At 63.5% G+C, this 25,844-nt stretch carries 24 protein-coding genes; 9 read left to right on the top strand and 15 right to left on the bottom strand.

Annotated elements, in window-relative coordinates; all coding sequences use genetic code 11:
- Nucleotides 1-24: 24 nt before the first annotated feature.
- The 3 genes from trpS to secB all read right to left on the bottom strand — a co-directional run bounded on the left by trpS (nt 25) and on the right by secB (nt 3,430).
- A complete protein-coding gene (gene trpS, locus CJO11_RS03015; RefSeq protein ID WP_095011382.1) occupies nt 25-1,053 on the bottom strand; it encodes a tryptophan--tRNA ligase in 1,029 nt (342 codons plus the stop codon).
- Nucleotides 1,054-1,252: 199 nt separating this feature from the next.
- Nucleotides 1,253-2,863, bottom strand: a complete 1,611-nt coding sequence (murJ, locus tag CJO11_RS03010) for a murein biosynthesis integral membrane protein MurJ (protein WP_095011381.1) — start codon at nt 2,861-2,863, stop codon at nt 1,253-1,255.
- 30 nt (nt 2,864-2,893) lie between these two features.
- Nucleotides 2,894-3,430 carry a protein-export chaperone SecB gene (gene secB / locus CJO11_RS03005; protein ID WP_095011380.1) on the bottom strand — a complete coding sequence of 179 codons (537 nt, stop codon included), beginning with the start codon at nt 3,428-3,430 and terminating at the stop codon, nt 2,894-2,896.
- Nucleotides 3,431-3,637: 207 nt separating this feature from the next.
- Here secB and CJO11_RS03000 point away from each other — a divergent pair, with 207 nt between their 5' ends.
- The 3 genes from CJO11_RS03000 to CJO11_RS13465 all read left to right on the top strand — a co-directional run bounded on the left by CJO11_RS03000 (nt 3,638) and on the right by CJO11_RS13465 (nt 6,036).
- Complete coding sequence (locus CJO11_RS03000) at nt 3,638-4,294, top strand: Tim44/TimA family putative adaptor protein (protein ID WP_095011379.1); 657 nt, start codon at nt 3,638-3,640, stop codon at nt 4,292-4,294.
- Between the two features lie 36 nt (nt 4,295-4,330).
- Nucleotides 4,331-5,482 (top strand): murein transglycosylase A, encoded by a 1,152-nt coding sequence (gene mltA, locus CJO11_RS02995; protein ID WP_420823157.1) that lies wholly within the window; start codon nt 4,331-4,333, stop codon nt 5,480-5,482.
- Nucleotides 5,483-5,724: 242 nt separating this feature from the next.
- Complete coding sequence (locus CJO11_RS13465; RefSeq protein ID WP_338064654.1) at nt 5,725-6,036, top strand: Smr/MutS family protein; 312 nt, start codon at nt 5,725-5,727, stop codon at nt 6,034-6,036.
- On the opposite strand, the gene CJO11_RS02985 is transcribed toward CJO11_RS13465, so the two are convergent.
- The 4 genes from CJO11_RS02985 to aroC all read right to left on the bottom strand — a co-directional run bounded on the left by CJO11_RS02985 (nt 6,033) and on the right by aroC (nt 11,142).
- A complete protein-coding gene (locus CJO11_RS02985; protein ID WP_095011377.1) occupies nt 6,033-6,650 on the bottom strand; it encodes a Pr6Pr family membrane protein in 618 nt (205 codons plus the stop codon). The two genes, CJO11_RS13465 and CJO11_RS02985, sit on opposite strands and share 4 nt — an antisense overlap.
- Nucleotides 6,643-7,620: an oxygen-dependent tRNA uridine(34) hydroxylase TrhO gene (gene trhO / locus CJO11_RS02980; protein ID WP_095013183.1), complete on the bottom strand. Its 978-nt coding sequence runs from the start codon at nt 7,618-7,620 to the stop codon at nt 6,643-6,645. Before trhO ends, CJO11_RS02985 begins: the two co-directional genes overlap by 8 nt.
- Before the next feature lie 111 nt (nt 7,621-7,731).
- Nucleotides 7,732-9,915, bottom strand: a complete 2,184-nt coding sequence (katG, locus tag CJO11_RS02975) for a catalase/peroxidase HPI (RefSeq protein WP_095011376.1) — start codon at nt 9,913-9,915, stop codon at nt 7,732-7,734.
- 159 nt (nt 9,916-10,074) lie between these two features.
- Nucleotides 10,075-11,142, bottom strand: a complete 1,068-nt coding sequence (gene aroC, locus CJO11_RS02970; protein WP_095011375.1) for a chorismate synthase — start codon at nt 11,140-11,142, stop codon at nt 10,075-10,077.
- 113 nt (nt 11,143-11,255) lie between these two features.
- On the opposite strand from aroC, the gene ruvA reads away from it, so the two are divergent.
- The 3 genes from ruvA to ruvB are packed head-to-tail and all read left to right on the top strand — an operon-like array spanning nt 11,256 to nt 13,632.
- Entirely contained in the window at nt 11,256-11,858 is a 603-nt protein-coding gene (gene ruvA, locus CJO11_RS02965) for a Holliday junction branch migration protein RuvA (protein ID WP_095011374.1), read from the top strand.
- Nucleotides 11,859-11,872: 14 nt separating this feature from the next.
- Nucleotides 11,873-12,604 carry a hypothetical protein gene (locus CJO11_RS02960; RefSeq protein WP_095011373.1) on the top strand — a complete coding sequence of 244 codons (732 nt, stop codon included), beginning with the start codon at nt 11,873-11,875 and terminating at the stop codon, nt 12,602-12,604.
- Nucleotides 12,601-13,632, top strand: coding sequence for a Holliday junction branch migration DNA helicase RuvB (ruvB, locus tag CJO11_RS02955; protein ID WP_095011372.1), 1,032 nt, complete (start codon nt 12,601-12,603; stop codon nt 13,630-13,632). Before CJO11_RS02960 ends, ruvB begins: the two co-directional genes overlap by 4 nt.
- A 581-nt stretch (nt 13,633-14,213) precedes the next feature.
- On the opposite strand, the gene CJO11_RS02950 is transcribed toward ruvB, so the two are convergent.
- Nucleotides 14,214-14,813: a hypothetical protein gene (locus CJO11_RS02950; protein WP_095011371.1), complete on the bottom strand. Its 600-nt coding sequence runs from the start codon at nt 14,811-14,813 to the stop codon at nt 14,214-14,216.
- Between CJO11_RS02950 and CJO11_RS13325 the strand changes: the two genes are divergently transcribed.
- Complete coding sequence (locus CJO11_RS13325) at nt 14,793-15,071, top strand: hypothetical protein (protein ID WP_205651096.1); 279 nt, start codon at nt 14,793-14,795, stop codon at nt 15,069-15,071. The two genes, CJO11_RS02950 and CJO11_RS13325, sit on opposite strands and share 21 nt — an antisense overlap.
- 9 nt (nt 15,072-15,080) lie before the next feature.
- Here CJO11_RS13325 and CJO11_RS13320 read toward each other — a convergent pair whose 3' ends face one another.
- The 4 genes from CJO11_RS13320 to CJO11_RS02930 all read right to left on the bottom strand — a co-directional run bounded on the left by CJO11_RS13320 (nt 15,081) and on the right by CJO11_RS02930 (nt 19,578).
- On the bottom strand, nt 15,081-15,314 hold the full coding sequence (locus CJO11_RS13320; protein WP_095011370.1) for a hypothetical protein: 234 nt from the start codon (nt 15,312-15,314) through the stop codon (nt 15,081-15,083).
- A gap of 90 nt (nt 15,315-15,404) precedes the next feature.
- A complete protein-coding gene (locus CJO11_RS02940) occupies nt 15,405-15,830 on the bottom strand; it encodes a rhodanese-like domain-containing protein (protein ID WP_240504542.1) in 426 nt (141 codons plus the stop codon).
- Nucleotides 15,830-18,502 (bottom strand): aconitate hydratase AcnA, encoded by a 2,673-nt coding sequence (gene acnA, locus CJO11_RS02935; protein ID WP_095011369.1) that lies wholly within the window; start codon nt 18,500-18,502, stop codon nt 15,830-15,832. Before acnA ends, CJO11_RS02940 begins: the two co-directional genes overlap by 1 nt.
- Before the next feature lie 176 nt (nt 18,503-18,678).
- Complete coding sequence (locus CJO11_RS02930; protein ID WP_095011368.1) at nt 18,679-19,578, bottom strand: DMT family transporter; 900 nt, start codon at nt 19,576-19,578, stop codon at nt 18,679-18,681.
- A gap of 179 nt (nt 19,579-19,757) precedes the next feature.
- Here CJO11_RS02930 and CJO11_RS02925 point away from each other — a divergent pair, with 179 nt between their 5' ends.
- Nucleotides 19,758-21,161, top strand: coding sequence for a L,D-transpeptidase family protein (locus CJO11_RS02925; protein ID WP_476718426.1), 1,404 nt, complete (start codon nt 19,758-19,760; stop codon nt 21,159-21,161).
- Nucleotides 21,162-21,179: 18 nt separating this feature from the next.
- Here the strand turns inward: CJO11_RS02925 and CJO11_RS02920 are convergent, their stop codons facing one another.
- Genes CJO11_RS02920 through ispG form a run of 3 tightly spaced genes read right to left on the bottom strand, consistent with a single transcriptional unit; the run spans nt 21,180 to nt 24,584 of the window.
- On the bottom strand, nt 21,180-21,893 hold the full coding sequence (locus tag CJO11_RS02920) for a murein L,D-transpeptidase catalytic domain family protein (protein WP_095011367.1): 714 nt from the start codon (nt 21,891-21,893) through the stop codon (nt 21,180-21,182).
- A gap of 49 nt (nt 21,894-21,942) precedes the next feature.
- Nucleotides 21,943-23,388: an NAD(P)-binding protein gene (locus tag CJO11_RS02915; protein WP_095011366.1), complete on the bottom strand. Its 1,446-nt coding sequence runs from the start codon at nt 23,386-23,388 to the stop codon at nt 21,943-21,945.
- Between the two features lie 50 nt (nt 23,389-23,438).
- Complete coding sequence (ispG, locus tag CJO11_RS02910; RefSeq protein WP_095011365.1) at nt 23,439-24,584, bottom strand: flavodoxin-dependent (E)-4-hydroxy-3-methylbut-2-enyl-diphosphate synthase; 1,146 nt, start codon at nt 24,582-24,584, stop codon at nt 23,439-23,441.
- A gap of 246 nt (nt 24,585-24,830) precedes the next feature.
- Here ispG and CJO11_RS02905 point away from each other — a divergent pair, with 246 nt between their 5' ends.
- Complete coding sequence (locus tag CJO11_RS02905; protein ID WP_095013180.1) at nt 24,831-25,844, top strand: CorA family divalent cation transporter; 1,014 nt, start codon at nt 24,831-24,833, stop codon at nt 25,842-25,844.

Here is a 25,844-nt window from a genome sequence, read left to right as displayed (position 1 = left end):
AACGGTCTCGCCCGAGCGCCGGATTCAGCGATCCCGCCCTCGCACAAGGCCAAGCGCGGAATAGGTCCCGTCGAGCGTCGGAGTGCCGATTTCGCGGGCGCGGAAGGCACCTTTCGCAAGTATCGCGTCGAGCGACTCGCGGTCTTCGAGCAGTTCGCGGTAGCGCTTTGAAATCGGGCTCAACGTCTCGACCAAGGCTTCGCCGAGCACTGGCTTGAACGCGCCGAAGCCATGCCCCTCGAAGCGCGCCAAGACCGCATCGACCGTTTCGCCGGTCAGCGCGGCGCAGATCGACACGAGGTTTTCCGCTTCCGGACGATCTGCCAGGCCCGCCTTGTCGCCCGGCAGCGGCTCGGGATCGGTCTTGGCCTTCTTGATCTTCTTCATGATCGTGTCGGCGTCGTCGGCCAGCTCGATTCGGCTCATCTCGCTCGGGTCGGACTTGCTCATCTTCTTAGTCCCATCGCGCAAGCTCATGATCCGTGCCGCGTCTGGCGGGATGATCGGTTCTGGCAGAGTGAACAACGGGGCGTCTTCGGCGCAGAAGTCGTTGTTGAATTTCTGCGCGATATCGCGCGCCAACTCCAGGTGCTGCTTCTGGTCTTCGCCCACGGGCACGTGCGTCGCCTGGTAGAGCAGCACGTCAGCCGCCTGCAGCACCGGGTAGGTGAACAGCGCGATGCTGGCCCCTTCGCGGTTCTTGCCGGACTTGTCCTTGAACTGCGTCATCCGGTTAAGCCAACCCATCCGTGCGGTGCCCGACAGCAGCCATTGCAGCTCGGCATGGGCAGGGACCTGCGCCTGGTTGAACAGCACGGTCTTGTTCGTATCGAGCCCGCACGCGACCAGCGTCGCAACCAGTTCGAGCGTCGAGGCGCGCAACTCGGCCGGATCGTGCGGCATCGAGATCGCGTGGAGGTCGGCGATGAAGATCAGGCACTCGCCGCCCGCAGCGACGGCGTCGTCCTGCAACTTCACATAGTTGCGGATGGCACCGAGATAATTGCCGAGATGGGGTCTGCCGGTGGGCTGGATGCCGGAAACGACACGCATGGATAAATGCCTTTCAGAGAATGGATTCGCAAAACGGTTGGGCTGGCCCGTGCCGGGCCGCAAGCTGGATCAGGCGATCACAGCCATCGCCAGGCCGCCCGGCCGCGCACGAAAAACCGGCACGGCGCAGCGTTTGCGAATGAAGGCATCGGGTTCATGGAAAAGCGCCATAGCGCCGGGCGGTGCGGCGCGAAAGCCCCTACTCGGAAAGGTTGGGCGGGCCCGAGTCCTTGGGCACGGGTTGGCGGCGGCGGCGCAACTGGGCGATCAGGTCCTTGTCGAGCGCTCCGACAAGGAATGCGGCAGCAAAGAACACAACACCGCCGATCGCGACCAGCGCACCGAGCGACCAGATGCGGTCGATCGCGGACCCGCTCCAGAACGGCTGCAACTCCGGCGTGAGCCACCACAGCACCGCACCCATCGCTGCTGTCGCGAGCAGTTGGCGAACGATGCGTTCGGCCAGCTTCCAGGTCATCGAGAACCATCCGCGTAGCTGGAGGATGGTATAGAGCGTCAGGACGTTGAGCGTTGCAGTGGTGGCCGTTGCGGCGGCGAGACCGACGATCCCGTAGCGCGGCACGACGTAGAAATTGAGCGCAATGTTGATCACCAGCGCACCGGCGGCGACGAAAACCGGCGTGCGGGTGTCCTCGCGGCTGAAGAACGCAGGCTGGAACACCTTGACCAGCACATATGCGGGCAATCCCGCGACCAGCGCCATCACGATATTGCCCATGATCGCGGTATCGGCAGCGGTCATCTTGCCGCCCTGGAAGATACCGGCGGTGAAGGCTTCGGAGCAGATCGCGAGCGCGACCGCGCTTGGCAGGCAGAGCAGCGTGGCTATCTCGACTGCGTTGGCCTGCAGCCGCTGCGCCTCGCGCCGGTCGCCCGACTGGATATGGCGTGCCAGCATCGGCAAGATCGCTGTGCCCAGCGCAATCCCGAAGATGCCCAGCGGCATCTGGTTCAACCGATCGGCATATTTGAGTAGCGCCAGGGAACCTTGCGGCAGGCTGGTGGCGAAGAACGTGTCGACCAGCTGGCTGACCTGGTAGATTCCGGCGCCGAAGGTGGCAGGCAGGATCAGCATACCCAGGCGCTTTACCTCGGGCGTGAAGCGCGGCGCGCTGACCTTGAGCTTGACCCCGGCCTTGTGGCTCGCCCACCACATATAGGCGAGTTGCGCCACGCCCGAGAGCGATAGCGAGATGGCCAGTGACCACGCGACGATCCGGTCGTCGCCACCGGCGCCTCGCAGGTACCAGCCTGTAATGATGCCTGCGATCATCACGATGTTGAGCAGCACCGGCACAAACGCCCCAGGTGCAAACCGTGAACGGGCGTTGAGCAGGCCCGAAAGCATCGCCACCAGGCTGACGAGCGAGAGATAGGGGAAGGTGACGCGGCTGAGCATCACCGACAGCTCGAACTTGCCCGGCACCGCCTGGAAGTCGCGTGCCAGCAGCCAGACGATCCCGGGCATCGCGATCATGCAGATCGCCGAGAAACCCAGCAGCACCCAGATGAACACCGAGAGCACGTCTGTCGCAAATTCGTCGGCGGCTGCTTCGCCGCCATCGCCCGCCAGCCGCCGGGTGTACATCGGCACGAACGCCACGCTGAACGCGCCTTCGGCGAACAGCCGGCGGAAGGTATTGGGCAGGGTGAAGGCGAGTTGCCAGGCGTCGGCCGCCAGCCCGGCGCCAAGCACACGGGCGAGCAGCATGTCGCGCACGAATCCGAACACGCGGCTGACCGCAGTCAGGCCGCCGATAGTGCCGACGTTGCGGACGAGCGAGCTCATGTCCGCCGAACTACGCTGAGGCTAGCGGGCTCAGGCTTCGCCCGCCGGCGGAGCAGCTGCGGCCGCAGCGGCTTCTTCTTCCGCCTTGCGCTGGAGCTGCTGCATGTAGAGCCCGTTGAAATCGATCGGGTCGATCTGGATCGGGTGGAAGCCCGCGTCGCGGGTCGCATCGGAGACGATCCGGCGCGCAAACGGGAACAACAGGCGCGGGGCCTCCGCATAAAGGAAATGGTGCGCCTGTTCGTCGGGCAGGTTGCGCATCCCGACGAGCCCGCCGTAGACCACCTCGACAAGGTAGAAGCTACCTTCCGGAGCCTTGGCATTGGCGGTGATCTTCAGCTCGACCTCGTGGATCTCCGCGTCGACCTGGCTGGCCGCGATGTTGAACTGGATGTCCACTTCCGGCTGGCTCTGCCACTGGTAGCAAGCCGGCGCATTCGGATTTTCGACCGACAGGTCTTTGACATATTGCTGGATAATGCCGGCGACGGGCTGATTGTCCGCGCCATTGCCGCCCGCTGCCGGGTCCATGTTGAGATCGGTGAGAACGTCGCCTTCGTCGGCCATGTCGTATCGTATCCTGTATTTCGCTGGTTGGGGCAGTCGTGCGCCCGTGATCGGCCCGCCGCGTAGCACCGCGCGCTGCGGACCGCAACGGCGGACCCGAATGCCCTCATCAGGCGTTGTTCATTTGTATTTTGTACCTATCTAGGGCACCTATGGATCAACGGCGGTGAAGCACCGCTTCGTTACAGAGGAAAGACAAGGCTAAACGTGGTTCTCCAGATCATCATCCTCGCCATGATCGCAGCTTTTCTGGGCCTGCGTCTCTATTCGGTGCTCGGGCGCCGGGCGGAGCACGAGGAAGAGTCTGTGCCGCAGCGCTTCGATGCCGGCGACACTGCCGACCAGCCTGTGCAGCAGCCGACATTGCGGCCCGTGCAGCCGCCGCGTGCGGCAGCGTTGGAAGGCGCTCCACTGGCCGTCGAACGCGGAGTGCAGGACATCGCCGCAGCCGACCGCTCTTTCGACATCACAGCTTTCCTTGACGGTGCCAAGGGTGCCTATTCGATGATTCTCGAGGCGTTCTGGAAAGGCGATCGGGAAACATTGAAGGAACTGACCGACGCCGACGTCTATGCCGGGTTCGACGCCGCGATCGCCGCGCGTGAACAGGCTGGTGAAACGCTCGAAAACCGGCTGGTACGGATCGACGACGTGAAGATCGACATGGCCGAACTGGTTGCCAAGACCGCGCGCGTCCGTGTCCGTTTCGTGGCCGACATCGCGGCGGTGACCCGGGACAAGGATGGCAACGTCATCGCCGGTTCGCTCGACGACGCTGTCGAAGCACGCGATCTGTGGACCTTCAGCCGCGATGTGCGCAACCCGGACCCGCACTGGCTGCTCGACGAAACCGACGAAGCCTGATCTTCTGCCGTGCTGGGGGGCGCGACACGGCTTGGCATAGCACTGGCCGGGCTGGCCCTGCTCGCCGGTTGCGTGCGGACGCCGCGACCCGAACAACCTCCGCCGCCACCAGCCAATGCGCTTGCAGCAGGCGTGCGCGCGGGCCCTCCGGTCGCGTCGTTGGCATTCGATGCGCGCGATGCCGCCGATGCGCTGTTCTCGTTCCGCGAAAGCTGTCCCAAGCTGCTTGAACGGACCGACAAGTCCCAGCTGACTACCGGAGCCGGCTGGCAGATCGCTTGCACCGCCGCCGATGCGTGGAGCCCGCTCGAGGCGAAGGCTTTTTTCGTCCGCTACTTCGAGACCGCCGAGGTCGGAGACGGAAAGGCGTTTGCCACCGGATACTACGAGCCTGAAATTCGCGGCAGCCGGACGCACATCGCCGGTTACGACGTGCCGGTCTACGGCTTGCCGCCCGATCTGGTGCGGGCTTGGCCGGCGGATACGCCCGAAGCCCGGCGCACGGGCCGCCCGCCGCTCGGGCGATACGATGAAACCGGCCAGTTCGTGCCCTATTACACCCGCGAGCAAATCGAGGCCGGGGCACTCGCGGGGAAGGGGCTGGAGATCGCCTGGGTCGCCGATCCGGTCGAGTTCTTCTTCCTCCAGGTCCAGGGTTCAGGGCGCCTGGTCGCCCCCGACGGCGCGGTCATGCGGATCGGCTATGCCGGGCAGAACGGCCACGCATACACCAGTATCGGCGCCGCGATGCGCAAACAGGGCCTGATCGGCGACGGGCCGGGGCAATATCCGCCCTCGATGCAGGGCATCATGGCCTACCTCCGTGAGCATCCGGTTGAAGGTAAGGCGCTGATGGACCTCAACCAGAGCTGGGTGTTCTTCCGCGAATTGACCGGTACCGGACCGATCGGCGCGCTGGGCGTGCCGGTGAAACGGGAATCCTCGGTCGCTGCCGATCCGGCTTTCGTGCCGCTCGGCGCGCCGGTGTGGCTTGAAACCGACCGTCCGATCGCCAACGGATTGTGGATCGCGCAGGATACCGGAGGGGCGATCAAGGGGCCCAATCGATTCGACACGTTCTGGGGCGCAGGTGACGAGGCGCGCGAGATCGCCGGCGGGATGAGCGGGCACGGCAAGGCGTTGGTGCTGTTGCCGCGCGGCACCTTGGCGCGGCTGCTCGGCAAGTGAGCCATCCGCGCGGCCTGACAGTGGAAGAGGCGGCCGCGTGGGAGCGGCTCGCAGCAACCGTTACGCCAATGGCTGGAAGAGCGGCCGAGCCGCTAGCTGAGCCGCCCGAAGATCGACCTTCAGCTTCCCAATCATCCACCAGCGTTCGACAGGCTAACGCGACGAAGCCTTCACGACCGGCCCAAAGGCCCCCTCGGCCAGTCCCCGATCCCGGGCTCGATTCGCACTGGGATCGCAGGTTCGTGCGCGGTGCGATCGAACCCGATTTCACGCTCGACCTGCACGGCCATACGCTCGAAGCGGCACATGGACGGCTCGACGCTGGACTTGCGCAGGCCCGCGCGATGGGCGCGCGGGTCGTGTTGCTGATCGCGGGGAAGGAGCGGGGCGCTCCGGCAGCGGATCGTGCGACCAGTCGCGGAGCAATTCGTGCCAATATCCTCGATTGGCTGGCGGCGGGCCCCCACGGCAGCGCGATCGCGGCGATCCGCAAGGCGCACCGAAAGCACGGCGGGGAGGGTGCGCTCTACCTCGTGCTCAAGCGCGCGCGTTAGCCTCGCTTGCGGGTGATCGCCCGTCCGATTCCCAGCAACGCAGCACCCATCAGCAAGAAGCCAATGCCGAGCCCGATGATATTGAAGCCGACCCGGGCCCACCCGAACTGTGCCACATCGAGGAAGAAATAAGGGTAGAAATGGGTGTGCTGCGCAATCGCGAGGATCGTCGCAGTGTACACGATCGGCGCCGCCATCACCCACCAGACATCGCGCCATTCGGCCATTCGGCCTCGGCTGAATGCCAGCCACCAGCCGATTGTCAGGACCGGTGCTGCACTATGGAACACCTGGTTGGTCCACCAGCCGGCACCGGTTTCGTGCATCAACTGGGCCAGCAGCAGGTGATAGACGATCGCGACGATCGCGATGGCCGTTTCGAGGCTCAGGAGTACCCGGTCCGACACATTCCTGCCGAGTGCGACCAAGCCGAGCAGGATTGCCACCGCGAAATTCGTCCAGATCGTGAAGAACCGAAACATTCCGGCAATGGCGAGCAGCGCAGAGCCGTCTCTCGCGGTGCCAAGCCCGGTCTGGAGGCTGAGCGCGATGATTTCCAGCGAGGCAATCGCCGCTGCGGCAATCCGGGCCTTGTGGGAATAGGTTTCAGTCATCTGTCTCTCTTGCCAAATCCGGCAGCGGATCGCCGAAGATCGCGCCGACATGCGCGTGGCCGCGCTCGGCGGCAAGCGCTTCCTGCCGCGAACGCTCGCGATAGGAGGCGCGCTGTTCTTCGCTGCGCTCGGAATGGCAGGCGGGGCAGGCGACACCTTCCTCGAACAGCGGCGATTGCCGGTCGGCCTCGCTCACCGGGCGGCGGCAACCGTGGCACAGACCGTAGCTTCCTTCCGACAATCCGTGCCCTACCGTCACCCGGCGGTCGAACACGAAGCATTCGCCGCGCCACAGGCTTTCTTCCTCGGGCATGGTTTCGAGGTATTTGAGGATTCCGCCCTTGAGGTGAAACACTTCCTCGACCCCTTCCTGCCTCAGGAACGCGGTCGACTTCTCGCACCGGATGCCACCGGTGCAAAACATCGCCACTTTCGGCGGCTTGCCTTCGCCGAGCAAGCGTTCGCGTTCGGCGCGGAACCAGGCGGGAAAATCCCGAAAGCTCGTGGTCTTGGGGTCGATTGCCCCGGCGAACGTGCCCACCGCGACTTCGTAGTCGTTGCGCGTGTCGATCACGATCGTCTCGGGGTCGGAGATCAGCTCGTTCCAGTCGTCCGGCTCGACATAAGTACCGACTGATTGGCGCGGGTCGATGTCGGGCTGCCCCATCGTCACGATCTCGCGCTTGAGCCGCACTTTCATGCGGTGGAACGGCACTTCCGACGCGGTCGAGAACTTTACGTCGAGTTCTCCGCAACCCGGCAGGGCGCGGATATGGGCGAGCATCGCGTCGATGCCCGCCGATGTGCCGGCAATGGTCCCGTTGATCCCTTCGGGGGCGAGCAGCAACGTGCCGCGGATCGCGTAGTCGCGGCACCGCGCGAGCAACGGCTCGCGCAAGGCGGCACAATCTTCGAACCGGGTGAAGCAATAGAGCGCGGCGACGCGAACAGGGCCAGGCGGGGAGTTCATCGGCTGCCCCATAGCGCCTGGCGGCGCGATCGTCAGCATTGGAAAACCCCCGACATTGCTGCCGGGGGTTTCCTGCGACCCGCGTGGGTCGATCTCGATCACGTCTACCGATCAGATATCGAACCGGTCGGCGTTCATCACCTTGGTCCACGCAGCGACGAAGTCGTTGACGAACTTCGCTTCGTTGCCGTTCTGGGCATAGACTTCGGCGACGGCGCGCAGCTGCGAGTTCGAACCGAAGATGAGGTCCGCGCGGGTGGCGGTCCACTTGGCAGCACCGGTCTTGCGGCAGGTGCCGGCGAACTCTTCCTCGTCCGCATCGGTCGCCGACCACTTGGTCGCCATGTCGAGCAAGTTGACGAAGAAGTCGTTGGTCAACTGGCCCTTGCGATCGGTGAAGACGCCGTGCGCAGTGTTGCCGGCATTTGCGCCGAGTACGCGAAGGCCGCCGACAAGCACCGTCATCTCGGGAACCGTCAAGCCGAGCAGGTCGGCCCGGTCGACCAGTGCATCTTCGGTCTTCACGGTCAGCTTGCCCGCACGGTAGTTGCGGAACCCGTCAGCCAGCGGCTTGAGGTAGTCGAAGCTCTCCGCATCGGTCTGTTCGTCGGTTGCATCGCCGCGACCGCCGGTGAACGGCACGCTGACCGCATGGCCGGCGTCCTTGGCCGCCTTCTCGACGGCTGCAGAACCGGCTGCCACGATCGCGTCCGCCATCGACAGGTTGCCGCGCAGCTCGTCGATCTTGGCGAGCACCTTGCCCAGCTCGGCCGGGTCGTTGACTACCCAGTCCTTCTGCGGGGCGAGCCGCACGCGGGCGCCGTTGGCACCGCCGCGGTGGTCGGTCCGGCGATAGGTCGAAGCCGATGCCCACGCCGCCTTGACCAGTTCGCTCACGGTCAGGCCGCTGGCGAGGATCGCGGTCTTGAAGGCCGCAACGTCGGCATCCGACGGAGTGGAGCCGGCCGGGACCGGATCCTGCCAGATCAGGTCTTCCGCCGGAACTTCCGGTCCGTGGTAGCGTGCCTTGGGCCCCATGTCGCGGTGCGTCAGCTTGAACCATGCGCGGGCGAAAGCGTCCTTGAACGCCTCGTGATCTTCCGCGAAGCGGGCGGAAATCTTGCGATATTCCGGATCCATCTTCATCGCCATGTCGGCGGTAGTCATGATCGTCGGCACCTTCACGTTCGGATCGCCTGCCGATGGGGCGAGATCTTCCGGATCGGGGTCGATCGGCGTCCACATGTTCGCACCGGCGGGCGATTTGGTCAGCTTGTATTCGTACTTGAACAGCAGCCGGAAGTAGTTCTGCGACCATTCGAACGGGGTGTTGGTCCACGGCCCTTCGATGCCCGAGGTGATGGCATCGTCGAGCACGCCGGTGCCGCCGGGATTATTCCAGCCGAAGCCCTGCGCCGCGATATCCGCGCCTTCGGGTGCCGGGCCGAGCAGGCCCGCGTCGCCGTTGCCGTGGCACTTGCCAAACGTATGGCCGCCAGCGGTCAGCGCGACGGTTTCCTCGTCGTTCATCGCCATGCGCTTGAACGTGTCGCGGATGTCACGCGCCATGCCTTCCATGTCGTTCGGGTTGCCGCCTGGGCCTTCCGGGTTGACGTAGATCAGGCCCATCTGGATCGCGCCGAGTGGGTCTTCGATCGACCAACCCTTGTCGGGCTGGTTGCGGGTTTCCGCGCCGGTGTTCACCCACTCGTCTTCGGTGCCCCAATAGACCTTCTCGGGGTAGTAGACGTCCGCGCGACCGCCACCGAAGCCGAAGATCGGGCCGCCCATCGATTCGATCGCGACGTTACCCGCGAGCACGAACAGGTCGGCCCAGCTCAGCGCATCGCCGTACTTCTGCTTGACCGGCCAGAGCAGGCGGCGGGCCTTGTCGAGGTTGCCGTTGTCGGGCCACGAGTTGAGCGGGGCAAAACGCTGCTGGCCTTCGCCCGCGCCGCCGCGGCCGTCGTGGACGCGATAGGTGCCCGCTGCGTGCCACGCCATGCGGATGAAGAACGGGCCGTAGTGACCATAGTCCGCCGGCCACCAATCCTGGCTGTCGGTCATCAGCGCGGTGAGATCGGCCTTGACCGCGCTGTAGTCGAGCGTGTCGAACGCCGCGCCATAGTCGAAACCGGGATCCATCGGGCTGGGGGAGAGCCCACGATCGCTCATCAGGTTGAGCGGCAGGTTATCCGGCCACCAATCCTCGTTGGTGCGGCCGAGCAGCGGGCGCGTGCCGGTGTCTCCGGTAAATGGGCATTTGCCCGTGATCGATCCGGTCTTGGCGTCCATGATTGTCTCTCCTTGTTGCGCGTGAATCGGTGGCCCCAGGGGACCAATGAACAACAGCTATGAGAGTTTCATGACGATCAATCAAATGGATTGAGTGCGCAATATTGATCGATTTTAGCGATCAATTTCCGGACGCGAAACTGGCGCTCGATCAGCAGGTTATCCGCACTGCGCGCGGTGGAGCAATTTGTGGTCTGCCAATACCAGCGCCATCATCGCTTCGACCACCGGCGTGCCGCGAATGCCAACGCACGGATCGTGGCGGCCCTTGGTGCGAATCTCGGTCGCGTTGCCGTCGCGATCGATCGTTTCGACCGGTGTGAGGATCGAGCTGGTCGGCTTGAACGCCACCCGCACCACGACAGGCTGTCCGGTGGAGATGCCACCCGCGATCCCGCCTGCGTGGTTCGCTTCGAAGCGCGGTCCCTCGTTACCGGGGCGCATCGGATCGGCATTGGTCTCGCCGGTCAGTCTGGCTGCACCAAATCCGTCGCCGATCTCGACGCCCTTGACCGCATTTATGCCCATCATCGCTGCGGCGAGGTCGGCGTCGAGCTTGGCATAGACCGGCGCGCCCCAGCCGGCAGGCACACCTGTTGCAACGCACTCGACCACCGCGCCGAGCGAGGATCCCGCCTTGCGCGCGTCGTCGACCAACTTTTCCCACCGCTTCGCCGCAGCTGGGTCGGGGCAAAAGAACGGGTTGTTGCCGATTTCGGCAAGGTCGATCGCGCTATGGTCGATCGCGTCGCCGCCGATCTCGCTGACATAGGCGACGATCGTCACTTCGGGGATCGCCAGCCGCGCCACCGCGCCCGCCGCTACCCGCGCCGCGGTCTCACGCGCGCTCGAGCGTCCGCCGCCGCGATAGTCGCGGAAGCCGTATTTCGCATCGTAGGCATAGTCGGCGTGGCCGGGGCGGTAGGCCTTGGCGACTTCGGAATAATCCTTGCTGCGCTGGTCGACATTCTCGATCATCAGGCTGATCGGGGTGCCGGTGGTTCTGCCCTCGAACACGCCCGAGAGGATCTTTACCGCGTCGGGTTCCTTGCGCTGGGTGGTGAACTTGCTCTGGCCCGGCCGCCGCGCGTCGAGGAACGGCTGGATATCGGCTTCGGACAGCGCAAGCCCAGGCGGACACCCGTCGAGCACTGCGCCCAGCGCCGGGCCGTGACTTTCGCCCCAGGTTGTAAAGCGCAGCACGCGTCCGAAAGTGTTCCAGCTCATAGGGCGTCGCTTTGGCTTAGTTGCGGGCAAGTGTCTAGCGAGGCTGGACTGTTCCCGTTCTGTCCGCCACACATTGCGCTCAAGCAACGAAGTGGTAGCGCAGCAAGAATTCCATGATCGCCAAGCTCAAAGGCCTGCTCGACGAAACCGGCACCGACTGGGCGGTGATCGACGTCGCGGGCGTGGGCTACCTCGTGCATTGTTCGACCAGGACGCTCTCTGCGCTGGGCGAAGTGGGCGAGGGTTGCACTGTCTTCACAGACCTGCAGGTGAGCGAGAACGACATGCGCCTGCTAGGCTTTGCCACTGCCGGGGAGCGTGACTGGTTCCGGCTGCTCACCCAGGTGCAGGGCGTGGGCAGCAAGGTCGCGTTGGCGATACTCTCGGCGCTCGAGACCGCCGAGTTGCAAACGGCGTGCGCCAAAGGCGATGCGGCGATGGTGGCTCGCGCGCAGGGTGTAGGGCCGAAGCTGGCGGGGCGAATCGTCAATGAATTGAAGGATAAGGCGGGCGCTCTTCCCACGGTTTCGGGTGGTGGCGGAAGCGCGATCCCGCTGTCCGGCGGCGCGAGCGCCGATGCGGTGAGCGCGCTCGAGAACCTCGGCTTCAAGCCCGCCGTGGCTGCCCGGGCCGTCGCCACTGCACAAGGCGAACTGGGAGACGACGCAAGCGAGAGCGAGCTGATCCGCGTCGCTTTGAAGAGGGCAGCGGGGTGAGCTGTATTTCTGACATGATCATCTGGCTTTACTACTGGCAGACGCTGGCGGCTGCGGTTGTGGCCCTCTTTGGTGCGTGGTTGACGGTTAGAAAGATTAGAGAGCAAATCGATCAATCTGATCGCCAAGAGAAAGTTCGGACCAAGCGGCGTCACAGCGCGGCAAGAGCCACCTTGCCGCTTGCACTGTCCGCCATCAACGAGATTTGCCGCGCCGCTGCTCAACAAATCGGACACCAAATCATGGTCCGCAGAGACTTTGGAGCAGCTTTTTCCGAACGGTCTGAGCGTGAAGAGCATCCTACCCGCCTAGAACCAATCTCGGTGCCCAACAACGTCATTACCGAAATGAAGGAGTTCGTCGAAACTCTCAGAGGCAAGCAAAGTGTCAGACATGTCGCGGAGTTGATGAGCAGCATTCAGATAATGATTTCGCGGTTCAACAGCTTCGAACTTGATCAGGGTGATGAGCTTGTAGTGCTTGGCCTTTCCGACCTCTTGATGGACGTGGCGAAGGTGCGCTTTCTGAATGACAAAATGTATAACTATGGACGATTCGCAGACGACCAGTTCGCCGTTGTAGGTCGTATCCCTCACGACGAAGCTTGGGATGAGATCCATCAAAGATTAAAGGGATTTATCTTTGACAGAAAGATTCCTGAGGGCTTCTTGAATCCGTTTAACGAAAAGATTCAGAGATACAAAAAAGAGGGACGATCACCTTGGATTGAGAAGTTTGAAGAATGACCGACCCCGTTCCCCTCCACACGCCTGATAGGCAGCCCGACGATCCCGATGCCGCATTGCGCCCGAAATCGCTCACCGAATTCATCGGGCAGGAGGCGGCACGCGACAACTTGCGGGTGTTTATCGAGGCCGCGCGCGGGCGTGGCGAAGCGATGGACCACGTGCTGTTCTTCGGCCCGCCGGGGCTGGGCAAGACCACGCTGGCGCAGATCATCGCCAGGGAGCTCGGCGTTGGCTTTCGCGCGACCAGCGGCCCGGTGATTGCCAAGGCGGGCGACCTCGCCGCGCTGCTGACCAATCTCGAGCCCAACGACGTGCTGTTCATCGACGAGATCCATCGACTTAATCCGGTTGTCGAAGAGGTTCTCTACCCCGCGATGGAAGACCGCGCGCTCGATATCATCATCGGCGAGGGGCCTTCGGCGCGCTCGGTGCGGATCGACCTGCCGCCGTTCACGCTGGTCGGCGCGACGACCCGCCAGGGGCTGCTGACCACCCCGCTGCGCGACCGCTTCGGGATTCCCGTCCGGCTCAATTTCTACTCGGTCGAGGAACTCGAACAGGTGGTTAGCCGAGGGGCAAGGCTGCTCGACCTGCCGATTGACGGTGCCGGTGCGCGCGAGATTGCCCGCCGCAGCCGCGGCACGCCGCGCGTCGCGGGTCGCTTGATGCGACGGGTGCGCGATTTCGCCCATGTCGCGGGCGGCGGGACGGTGACCGCCAATGTCGCGGACGAAGCGCTGAACCGGCTCGAAGTCGACCGGCTCGGGCTCGATGCGATGGACCGCCGCTACCTGACGATGATCGCGGGCATCTACAAAGGTGGCCCGGTGGGAGTGGAAACGCTTGCGGCGGGCCTTTCCGAACCGCGCGATACGATCGAGGAAGTGATCGAGCCGTACCTGATCCAGCTCGGGCTCGTCGCTCGTACCGCGCGCGGGCGCTGTCTCAACGATGCGGGGTGGGATCACCTCGACATGACGCCGCCGAAAAAACCGCAGGGCGGGCTGTTCGACAGCGCGAAGTGATTCGCGCCGAACGGTGGCGAACCTGCCTGATTGCCGCCCCAATCGTTAAGTGGCGTTAGGGAAGCGGTTCCAGTTTGGGACATAGCGACCTGGCGAGCAGCCTGAAGGCCAGAAAAGTGGCCGATCCGGCAAATAATGTTGGTTAATTCAATTGTCGGTAAGGGATGCCTGCCGTTTCCTGTGATGACAGGGGAGTAACCAGCGCGGAGCCGCCGTGCCGGATTTCCCCGACAGGAAACGAAAGACACGCCCATGTCGGTAAAAATGGCCCTCGCGAAACTGTCCGCGACCGCAGCGGGAACCGTCCTGCTGGCGGGCGGTGCAGTGCATGTCGCCGAGACACAGGCAGCGGACGCGACGAACATCAAGTCGACGAAGGCGGTGCCGGTCAAGTACACCAAGACCTACCACCACGCCAAACGTCACATCCCGCGGGTGGTAAAGCGCAAGCGCACGATCGTGCGGCGTGAAGTGACTTGCGAAGCGGCCGGACCGGCAGTGCCGGTTGCTGGTGCTTATGCCCGCCAGGGTGTCGGTGCAGGATCGGTTCACGGCGCTGTCGCTGAGGATTGCCCGCCGGTTTACCAGATGGCGATGGCGGCAGTGCCTGCGCCGCTCCCGCCGGCTCCGCCGGTGTCGGGTGGCGGCGGTGGCGGCGTGACCGTGATCGGCGGCAGCGGCGGCTTCGGCGGTTTCGGTGGCGGCTTCTTCGGCGGCTTCTTCGGCGGCGGTTCGAGCGGCAGCGGCAGCGTGGTGGTCAGCTCGACCACGACCGGTTCGTCCTCGGGCAGCAGCTCGGGATCGAGCACCGGCAGCATCATCATCAACAACAACAACAACAATTCGAACAACGGCGGTTCGACTTCGACTTCGACGGGCGGACTGACCAGCACGACGACCAGCAGCTCGGGCCAGATCAGCTCGACTTCGGGAACTGTTTCGTCGACTTCCGGCACGGTCAGTTCGACCAGCAGTTCGGGCAACGTGAGTTCGACGTCCGGCACGGTGAGCTCGACCAGCAGCTCGGGTAAAGTGAGCTCGACGTCGAGCTCGTCGGGTAACGTTTCGAGCAGCTCGTCCTCGTCGTCGTCCTCCTCGTCGTCGAGCAGCTCGTCGTCGTCCTCGTCGTCGTCGGGTTCTTCGAGCGGTTCGTCGAGCGGATGCGGCTCGTGCGGCCACAACGGCGGATCGTCGGGATACCATCACAGTTCGACGTCGGGCTGGACCAGCTCGGGCAGCAGCGGGCATCACAGCTCGAGCAGCGGCCACCACGGCGGCTCCTCGGGTCACCACAGTTCGACCTCGGGCTGGACCACTTCGAGCGGTGGCGGCAGCAGCGGTTCGTCGAGCTCGAGCGGTTCCTCGTCCTCGTCGAGCAGTTCTTCGAGCTCGTCTTCCTCGAGCAGCAGTTCGTCGTCGAGCGGCTCCTCGTCGGGTAGCTCCAGCGGTTACAGTTCGAGCACGGGCAACATGACCAGTTCGACCAGCTCGTCGTCATCGTCGTCGAGCAGTTCGTCTTCCTCTTCCTCATCGAGCAGCAGCTCGTCGTCGAGCGGCTCTTCGTCCAGCGGTGGCTGGTCGAGCTCGAGCAGCAGCGGCACCCCGGTGCCCGCGCCGCCGATGACATTGCTGTTTGGCGCAGCGGCCGCCGCAGTCCTCGCGCGCCGCAAGAAGAAGCTCAAGCAAGCGGCCTGACCCCCCGGTCGGCCGTAAGCGAAAGGGGCGGTTCCGTCTCAGAGCCGCCCCTTTCTTTGTTGCACTGAAGGCTGGCTTCACTCGCCTTTGGCGATAGGCAGTCCCGCCTTCTCCCAGGCGACGATCCCGCCGGTCAGGTGGGTCGCGTCTTCACCCGCCTTGGCCATCTTTCCCGCCGCGATTTCGGAACGCTTTCCAGTGCGGCAATAGAGTACGGTTTGTTTGCCTACCTCTTGCGGGACCTTTGCCGGATCGAAGCTTTCGAGCGGCTGGTTCACCGCCCCTGCGATATGGCCTGCAGCGAACTCCTCCGGCGAACGGACGTCGACCAGGATGGCCGTGCCCTGCTGGGTCAGACTCTCCAGCTGCGAGCTATCGACCTGATCAACGGAACCGGCCTTCACTTGCTCGTGTTGCGCAGGTGCAGTCGCTTCCGCGTGGCAACCGCCAAGCAGCAACGCGCCCGAAGCCGCCGCAGCGAGCAGGATTCGGTGCGCGAGCACTATGCAGCCAGCTTGCGCAGCACGTACTGGAGGATGCCGCCGTTGCGGTAATACTCCATCTCGTTAGCGGTATCGATCCGGCACTTGGCGGTGAACGTCGCAGTCGAACCATCGGTCTTCGTGACTTCGACTTCGACATCCTGACCAGGGGTTAGGTCTGCAAGGCCCTTGATCGTGAAGCTGTCGTCGCCGGTCAGCCCCAATGATTGGCGCGTATCACCGCCGGTGAACTGGAGCGGGAGCACGCCCATGCCGACAAGGTTCGAGCGGTGGATGCGCTCGAAGCTTTCGACAATTACTGCACGCACGCCGAGAAGGATTGTGCCCTTGGCCGCCCAGTCGCGGCTCGATCCGGTGCCGTATTCCTTGCCCGCGACCACCACCAACGGCGTGCCGTCCGCCTTGTGCTTCATCGCAGCGTCGTAAATCGGCATCGCTTCGCCGTTGTACTTGGTCATCCCGCCCTCGACGCCTGGGACCATTTCGTTACGGATGCGGATGTTGGCGAACGTGCCGCGCATCATCACTTCGTGGTTGCCGCGGCGGCTGCCGTAGGAGTTGAAGTCCTGCCGGGCGACCTGGTGCTCCTGCAGATACGTGCCGGCAGGGCTGTCGGCCTTGATCGCACCGGCCGGGCTGATGTGGTCGGTGGTGACCGAATCGCCGAGGATCGCCAGCGGTTTCGCATCGACGATGTCAGTGATCGGGGCAGGGGTCATTTCCATGCCCTCGAAGAACGGCGGGCTGGCGACGTAAGTGCTGACCGGGTTCCAGCGATAGGTGTCCGACGCCTCGACCTTGATCGCCTGCCAGTGTGCGTCACCCTTGTAGACGTCGCCATAGCGGGTTTCGAACATCGCCCGGTCGATCGCGCCCGAGCGGACTTCGGCGACTTCGGCGTTGGTCGGCCAGATATCGGCCAGCATCACGTCGTTACCGTCCTGGTCCTGCCCGATCGGGGTTTCGGTGATGTCTTCGGTGACAGTGCCCTTGAGCGCATAAGCAACGACCAGCGGCGGTGAAGCGAGGAAGTTAGCACGCACATCGGGCGAAACGCGGCCTTCGAAGTTGCGGTTACCGGAAAGGACGCTGGCAGCGACGATATCGTTGCCGTTGATCGCCTTGCTGATCGGCGGGGCGAGCGGCCCCGAGTTACCGATGCAGGTGGTGCAGCCGTAGCCGACAAGGTCGAACCCGATCGCGTCGAGGTGATCCTGCAGGCCCGCCTTGACGAGGTAGTCGGTAACCACCTGCGATCCCGGCGCGAGGCTGGTCTTGACCCAGGGCTTGGGCTTGAGGCCCTTCTGGTTGGCTTTCTTCGCCACGAGGCCGGCGGCAACCAGCACATCGGGGTTCGAGGTGTTGGTGCAGCTGGTGATCGCGGCGATAACCACGTCGCCGTCACCGATATCGTGGTCGCGGCCATCGACATCGACGCGCGCTGGCGCATCCTTGCCGTAGAGCTTCTTGAGGTCCGAATTGAACAGCTCGTCAACCTCGGGGAGGATCACCTTGTCTTGCGGGCGCTTGGGGCCGGCAAGGCTGGGGACGACAGTCGAGAGGTCAAGTTCGAGCGTCGAGGAGAACACTGGCTCGTGGTGCGGATCGATCCACAGGCCCTGTTCCTTGGCATAAGCCTCGACCAGCGCGATCTGTTCGTCGCTGCGACCGGTCAGGCGCATGTAGTCGAGCGTCTTGTCGTCGAACCCGAAGAAGCCGCAGGTTGCACCGTATTCGGGAGCCATATTGGCGAGCGTCGCGCGGTCAGCGAGGCTCAATGCTCCAAGGCCCGGGCCGTAGTATTCGACGAACTTGCCGACCACGCCGTGTGCACGCAACATCTGTGTGGCGGTCAGCACGAGGTCGGTCGCGGTCACGCCTTCGGACAGCTTGCCGGTGAACTTGAAGCCGACGACTTCGGGGATCAGCATCGAGATCGGCTGGCCGAGCATCGCGGCTTCCGCTTCGATCCCGCCGACGCCCCAGCCAAGCACGCCAAGGCCGTTGATCATCGTGGTGTGGCTGTCGGTACCCACACAGGTATCCGGATAGGCGACAGTCACGCCGTCCTCGGCTTCGCTCGACCACACGCCGCGGCCGAGATATTCGAGGTTCACCTGGTGGCAGATGCCGGTGCCGGGAGGCACGGCGGTGAAGTTCTCGAAACTCTTCGAGCCCCACTTGAGGAAGTCGTAGCGCTCCGCATTACGGTGGTATTCGAGTTCGACATTCTGGGCGAAAGCCTTGGGAGTGCCGAACTCGTCGACCATCACCGAGTGGTCGATCACCAGGTTGACGGGCACTTGCGGGTTGATCTTCGCGGTATCGCCGCCGAGCTTACTGATCGCATCGCGCATTGCGGCAAGGTCGACCACGCAGGGAACGCCGGTGAAATCCTGCAGCAGCACGCGCGCCGGGCGGTACTGGATTTCCTCGCCGGTTACCGGGTTGTTCTGCCAGTCGGCAATCGCGCGGATGTGCTCTTCGCCGACCGTGAAGCCGTCGTCCTCGAAGCGGAGCATGTTCTCGAGCAGCACCTTCATGCTGAACGGCAGCTTCGACACGTCGCCGATCTTCTCGGCGGCCTTCTTGAACGAGTAATAGGCGTACTGCTTGCCGCCTACGGTCATGGTGCTGCGGGTTCCGAGCGTGTCCTTGCCGACCTGGGTCATGCGCGCTTCAATCCTTTCGCGAGTGGCTATCGGATACGCCGCGCATGGCCGGCATCGGGCCGGGCGGCATTCCTGCTTGTCTATGTGCTGGCGCACCTGCGCGGTTCGTTCGCTCAGGTCAAGTGAGACAATGATGCAGGTGCGAAGGAATCGCTTTGCTGCCGCTTTGCGGGACTTTAGGCGACCGCTTGTTCGGGCACAGCGACTGAGGGCTTGCGGCGCGTTGCGATCAGGCAACCGACGACGATGAGCGCCGCTCCGACGAGGGTTCCCGGCGTCACCTCTTCGGAGAAAAAGAGCCAGCCGAACAACGCGGCCCACAGGAACCCGGTGTATTCGATCGGCACCAGCCGTTGTGCTTCCGCACGAGCATAAGCCCACGCGAACAACATCGCTCCGCTGGTCGAAAGCACACCGCTGATTGCAATGTCGCCCCATGCGCGCAGCTCCGGCCATTGCAGAAAGAACGGAGCGAAGCCGAGCAATGCCAGGAACACGATACCGTTCTGGAACGTGGCGATCTCCAGCGGCTTGGCCACGAGAGCCTGTTGGCGCTGGAGCACGAGGTTCCACGCATAGAGCACGGCCGACAGGATGACCGCTGCGATACCGAGCGGGGCGCCGTCCCCCATCGCCTCCTGCGCAATCTTGCTGGCAAGGATCGCGAACACCCCGGCAAGCCCGAGCACGGCACCGACGATTGCCCTGCGCTCGATCCGCTCGCCTAGCACCGGACCGGCAAGGAACAGCGCAATCAGAGGAGCGATGAAGCTGATCGCTATCGCTTGTGCCAGCGGCAATCGGGTTAGGGCGAAGAAGAAGGTGAATGCCATGCACGAGATCACGACACCGCGAACTACGTGGATTCGCAGGGTCGTCCATGCGGGCCACTTGCCACCGGACGCTCGCCATGTCGGTCCTGCAAGCGCGAGACCGATGGGTGCCCTCAACAAGAGGGCGCTGTAAGCCCCCACGGCCAGCGCCGCGTTCTTCATGAACGCGTCCATCAACGAGAGTAGCCCGATCGCGAAGGCTGCGACGAGAACGGGCAGCAGTGGATGCTCGGCGCGATTCATGGCGTATCCATAGTCGCGGCAAGCGCTGCGGTCATCCCGCCGGAGCGCAAGGATCCGTTGATTCAGCAGTCAGTCAGGCTGACGCGTTGAAGGGTCAGCTGCTTAGGCGTAATATTGCGGCCGCACGATCGGTTCATCGCCGATCGGCGCTGTTTGGGGACTTTGGAAGGAATACAGTGATCAAGCGTTTCAAGCGCGCGTGGATGGTCGGGGGGATAGTACTATCGGTTCCGGGGGCGGCTTTCGCGCAAGACAAGGGGCCAGAGAACCTGCTTCCGCCGCCGCCTCCAGTGGTAACACCGGCTCCGGTGACAAACGGTGCGGACGGGGTCACTGCGGCCGAGCCGCAGGCTATTGCCACGCCAGTCGTCCAGCAGGTCGATCCGATGGTCCAGGTGTGGTCGTTGGCCGACGCGCGGGCATTGCTGGGCGTGATCACGAGCATCGGCAGTGAAGGGCTCGAGCCTGCCGACTATCAGCCGGACGCCCTGCGTGCAGCAATCGCCACCGGTCCCAGCGATGCGCTCAACCAGGCGGCAAGCCGGTCCTTCGCCTGGCTTGTCGAGGACTTGCGCGATGGCCGCACGCCGATGGAAGACCGCATCCAGTGGTTCGTGGTCGATCCCGACCCTGACCTCTATCCAACCGGCAAGGTCATGGCCGATGCGCTGGCGACCCATACGATCGCTGCGTCTCTATTTGCGCTCAATCCGTCGAACCCGGACTATGCCAAGCTTCGCGATGCGCTTGCGGAGACCATCGATCCCGCAGCCCGGCGCCTGATCGAAGCCAACATGGATCGCTGGCGCTGGCTCCCGCGCGACCTCGGCCAGCAATACCTCATCACCAACGTGCCCGAGTATCAGTTGCGCCTGACGGTGAACGACCAGATCATTTCGACCTACAAGACAATCGTCGGCAAACCCGGACGCACCGCTACGCCGCAATTGGCAGAGCAGGTCGAAGGCGTGATTTTCAACCCGACGTGGACGGTCCCGCAGTCGATCGTGAAGGGCGAGGGGCTGGGCACGAAAGTGCTCACCAATCCCACTTGGGCAAAGGCAGCAGGCTACAAGGGATGGAAGGATCCAAAGACCGGCTTCGTGACGGTCGTCCAGCAACCCGGTGCGAACAATTCGCTCGGGTTGATGAAGCTCGACATGCCCAATCCGCACGCAATCTTCCTGCATGACACGCCCGCGCGCAGCTTGTTCAATCGGGACAACCGCGCGCTCAGCCACGGCTGCATCCGGACCGAGCGGGCGCAGGAATTGGCGATCACACTCGCTATCCTTGGCAACCTCGCAAACACGCCGGAAACGAGGAAGGAAGCGGCCGACGAGGCTGTCGCGATCAGCACCTCGGGAAAGTACACCCGGGTGCCGATCGAGAAGCAGATGCCGGTCTACATCACCTATTTCACGATGGGCACCGACATCGACGGCAACCTGCGCCAGTTCGACGACATCTACGACCGCGATGCCCCGGTGCTGGCAAGCTTCGATCAGCCGCGCGAGGCCAACCGCGCGCGCAAGACCAGCGAAAAGGTCGTCGAGATCGTCGACGACCTGCAGACGAACTAGAGCAATCCTGAGAAGAACTTACGCTGCGTCGGGGCGCGTTTCGGGCTGCATCGAAGGCGGTCCGCGCAAGTCGGCGGGTGGCACGGCGACGTGCTGCCCGTCCTGCCCGATCCCGAGCCGGTCGGCAAAAAGCAACCGCCCGCCGGCCATCTGCAGCAGGGCGACCTTGAAGTCTTCCTCGCTCATCGCGAAGCAGCCGTTCGAACGGCCGAGTTTGCCCCACTTGGCGAGGAACGCCGGCTCGGCATAGGCAGCCCGGTGCATCACGATCGCGCGGTCGAGTGCGTTGGAATTGCTCGCATCGAGGCCATCGAGCCGGATCGAAGTGCCGTATTTGCCGGTGTACCAGCCATAGGTCATGTATGCACCCTGGCTCGAACACATCGATTCCGGGACGTTGGAGAACCAGTCGAGCCAACCGTCATGCTCGGGGTCGGACCCGGCACCATGCGCGACGTAAAACGAGCTGACCTTGCCGGTCTCGAAATTGCAGAAGTGGAACCGCGGTTCGCTCGAGCGGAGCCCGTAATCGGCGATCCCGACGAGGTCGGTGCGCCACAAGTTCGCGGAATGCTTTTCCATCTGCTCCTTGGCGATCGCGAACAACTGGCGATCGCGCTGGCCGAGCGCATTCGGGGTTGCCGGGAGCGGCGTGGCGCGCGCGATCCTCGGCAGCACCAGCCCCGCAGCGCCTGCCGCCAGCGAATGCTTGATGAGATCGCGCCTGTTCATCGTCGGCAAAGGCTATAGCGCAATTCTATCGGAGAGGTGAATAGGTCGATCACGCGGCCTCATGGATCGCCTTCGCCTTCATCCCGAGAGCCATTATTTTCGGCATGTTTTCCTCCAGTTCCCTGCCGAACTGCTCAAGCTTTGCAAGCTTCGGGCTTCCTTCCGCGATGAGTTCGGCAAGGGCAGGACCAATCGGATCAAGGCGGCTGCGGTTATTGAAAGCGTTGGTCTTCTCGTTCTGTCCCAGGATTCCCGCGCTTATCATGTTGCACATGAATCCGAACGGATAAGTATCGCTGGTATCGGTCAGCGGCGCGATCGGAACGAGTGCGTTGCGTTCCTCGTCTGTCTGGAAATTCGCTTCGAGGAACGCCGCCAGCGCCGCGCAATAGGGAACGAACGGTACCCTCGCGAGGCGAAGCGTGATGCGATTTCCATCGAAGATCGGGCGATCGTCCGCTCGCCTCTCGAACGGAACCGCAGTGGCGGTGCAGTCGATAAACAGAGTATCGCGCGGCACGGACTCAATGTGATCGCCGAAATGAAGACGACCCGGTTCGACGCGTGTAACCCTGCCTTGCCTATACACCGCCTTGACCGTGCGCAGCATCTCCACTTCACCTTCGGAGATAACCGCGTAGTGGAACATCTCGGGCGTCACTTGCGGATCGATCCGCAACATGACGCCGCCTTCTTCCAGCCTGGCGAACATCTCCTCCCCGGTGTCTGAATTGGCAGCCGCGAGCACGTGCAACCTCTGAAAGTCGATCAGGCCTTCGAAGTTCACTTTGGCTGGTTGCAGGAAACGGCGGTTCATCATCCACGAATCGCGCGGGCGGACCCAACCGATCTTGCTGGCTGCGACACCCGCTTCGAGGAGCCAAACCACGCTGTCCATCGCCGTCTTGCCACCGCCGAGGACGACATAATGTTCGGGAAGTTTCTCGGGCGCTTTCCACAAGCTCGGCAGGTCTCCGGGAATCGCAAAACGGGTGTCTTGCGCGATCTCGAACGCAGGCTTGTGGGTCGCTGGGACCGAGGTCTGGTACCACGTCGCATCAACAAGCTTGCGCCGGACTTCGATCGATCTCGCTTTGCCTGACAATAATTCGCGCACTGCGGGGCCGCCGCTATCTTCGTGGTACTCGCTTAGCGGAAAATAGGCGACGCGGCGGCTGGCCAGAAACCGATCGTCCATCAGGCGCTGGTAGTAAGCGAGGATTTCCGCCTGCGTTGCCAGCGGATACATCCCCGCGTTGTGGCCTCGAAGATCGACACGGTCGGTGCACAGCTCCAACGAGTTGACGCCGTATGTCGAGCTCGGCTGGTGAAGCCTGACGAACGAATAGGCGTCGTTCCAGTGCCCGCCCGGACGCGCATGCTTGTCGACGATCGTTATGTGGCAGTCGGGATCCTCCTCGAGCAGGGTATCGACGAATGCCATGCCGACCGCACCAGCGCCGACAACCAGGTAGTCCGTTTCCAAATCCGCCACGTGCCAACTCCTTCGTTCAGAGCACAACGGCGACCCAATGAAACCTTCTCTTATTCAGCCGCTTCGACGACCTCATCCGCTTCCCCCGCGTCGGTCATCGCGGCTTCGATCTCGGCCGCCTTGGCCTCGACCAGTTCGACGATATGGTCGAGCATGTCTTCGGACTGCACGTGATGGTCGGTTACGCCCGAGAGGTAGACCATGTGCTTGCCCGCGCCTCCGCCAGTGATGCCGATATCGGTCTCGCGCGCTTCTCCGGGGCCGTTGACCACGCAGCCGAGCACCGAGAGCGAAAGCGGCACCTTGATGTGCTGCAAGCGGTCTTCGAGCGTTTGCACGGTGCGGATCACGTCAAAGCCCTGTCGCGCGCAGCTGGGGCACGAGACCACGCGCACGCCGCGTGTCCTGAGGCCCAGCGCCTTCAAGATCTCGAACCCGACCCGCACTTCCTGCTCGGGCTCGGCCGACAGGCTGACTCGGATCGTATCGCCTATTCCCGCCCACAGCAGGCTGCCGATGCCGATCGACGATTTGACCGTCCCTCCGATCAGTCCACCCGCCTCGGTAATTCCGAGGTGCAGCGGACAATCGACGGTCTCGGCGAGGCCGTGGTAGGCCGCGACCGCAAGGAACACATCGCTCGCCTTCACCGCTACCTTGTATTCGTGGAAGTCGTGGTCCTGCAGCAGCTTGATATGATCGAGCGCGCTTTCGACCAACGCTTCGGGGCAGGGCTCGCCGTACTTTTCAAGCAGGTCCTTTTCGAGGCTGCCGGCGTTCACTCCAATGCGGATCGCGCAGCCGTTGGCCTTGGCGGCGCGGACGACTTCCTCCACCCGTTCGCTCGAGCCGATGTTGCCGGGGTTGATCCGCAGGCACGCAGCACCCGCGTCGGCGGCTTCGAGCGCGCGCTTGTAGTGGAAATGGATGTCGGCGACGATCGGCACCTGCGCGGCACGAACGATTTCGGGCAGCGCGGCGGTGCTGTCCTTGTCGGGGCACGAAACCCGGATGATGTCGACACCCGCATCCTCGCAGCGGCGGATCTGGTCGATCGTTGCCTTCGCGTCGGAAGTCGGGGTGTTGGTCATCGTCTGCACGGTGATCGGCGCATCGCCACCTACCGGCACGTTTCCGACCATGATCTGGCGCGATTTACGGCGCTCGACCGTGCGCCACGGGCGGATTGCGTTCATTTTATCGCTCTGTTTCCTGAAAGGTGGAACACATGGAACACAGTCCTGAAATCAAAAACATCGTTTCCCAGTGCCATATATCGGCAACGGCCATATGGGCCGATTGATGCAATTTTGCGACCCTTTTGGCGAACTTCGGTCATCGGTGTCGCCTTACCATCGCAAAATGCGGTAGGAAACCGCGCGTCCTCCCGGCGTGCTCCGGCAGATGACAACCGTCACAAGTTGATGCACAACCCGGCCACCATGCGCGAACCGCTAGAGCAGACCGATGATGCAGCCACCGACGGGCCGATGCTGTTTGGTCGGGTGCTCGATGGGAAAGGCGGCGGCCGCCCCATCGATTGGAACAAAGTGCAGGGCTGGCGACCAGCGCGACCGGGCGAGGTCCTGTGGGTTCACTTGCAGCGAACCGCGCCGGTGGTTCAGGAATGGCTCGAGCAGGAGCTGGAAATCCCCGAGCCGACCGCAGAACTGCTGACGAGCGACGCGACCCGCCCGCGCGCATTCCGTGACGGCGAGGTGCTCGTTGCCACGCTGCGAGGGATCAATTTCAACCCGGGCGCGCAGCCGGAAGACATGGTCTCGATGCAGCTTTGGAGCGACGGCGCTCGCGTCGTTACGCTTCGTCGCCTCTCGCTGCAGACCCCGCGCGACACCCTGTCGGAGATCGACAACGGGCGCGGGCCGACCGATGCGGGAGCCCTTGTGACCTCGCTGACCGAACATATGGTCCACCGTATGAACGCGGCGATCGTCGACATGAACGACGAGCTCAACAAACTTGAGGAGCTCGACTTCGACGAGGAAGAGCCCGATCCGCTGCTGCGCAAGATCACCTCGATCCGCCGGAACTGCCTCGCGCTAAAGAGACATATGGGGCCGCAGCACGTCGCGCTTGAGGCTATCAGCCGGGACGCGCCCGATTGGTTCGAAGGCCACGACCGGCGAGAGATCGCCGAAACGATTGCGCTTCTGCGCCGCTTCCTCGACGATATCGACGTCAGCAAGGAAAGCTCGGTCGTCCTGCTCGACGAGCTGCGGGGCCGGTCGCTCGCGTCTGCTGAGCGGACGAGCTACATGTTGACGATTGTCGCTGCGATTTTCCTGCCCTTGAGCTTCATTACCGGCCTTCTCGGTATCAATGTCGGCGGTATGCCCGGCGTCCACTCCAATATTGCGTTCTGGATCGTGTGCGGGTTGTGCGCAGCGATCCTTTCGCTCCAAGTATACCTGTTCTGGCGCTGGAAGTGGTTGTAG

Source organism: Tsuneonella mangrovi (assembly GCF_002269345.1).
In the GTDB taxonomy this organism is placed as follows: Bacteria; Pseudomonadota; Alphaproteobacteria; order Sphingomonadales; family Sphingomonadaceae; genus Tsuneonella; species Tsuneonella mangrovi.
Note: the sequence above shows the minus strand (reverse complement) of the source record. Positions and strands in the feature narration are given on the sequence as shown.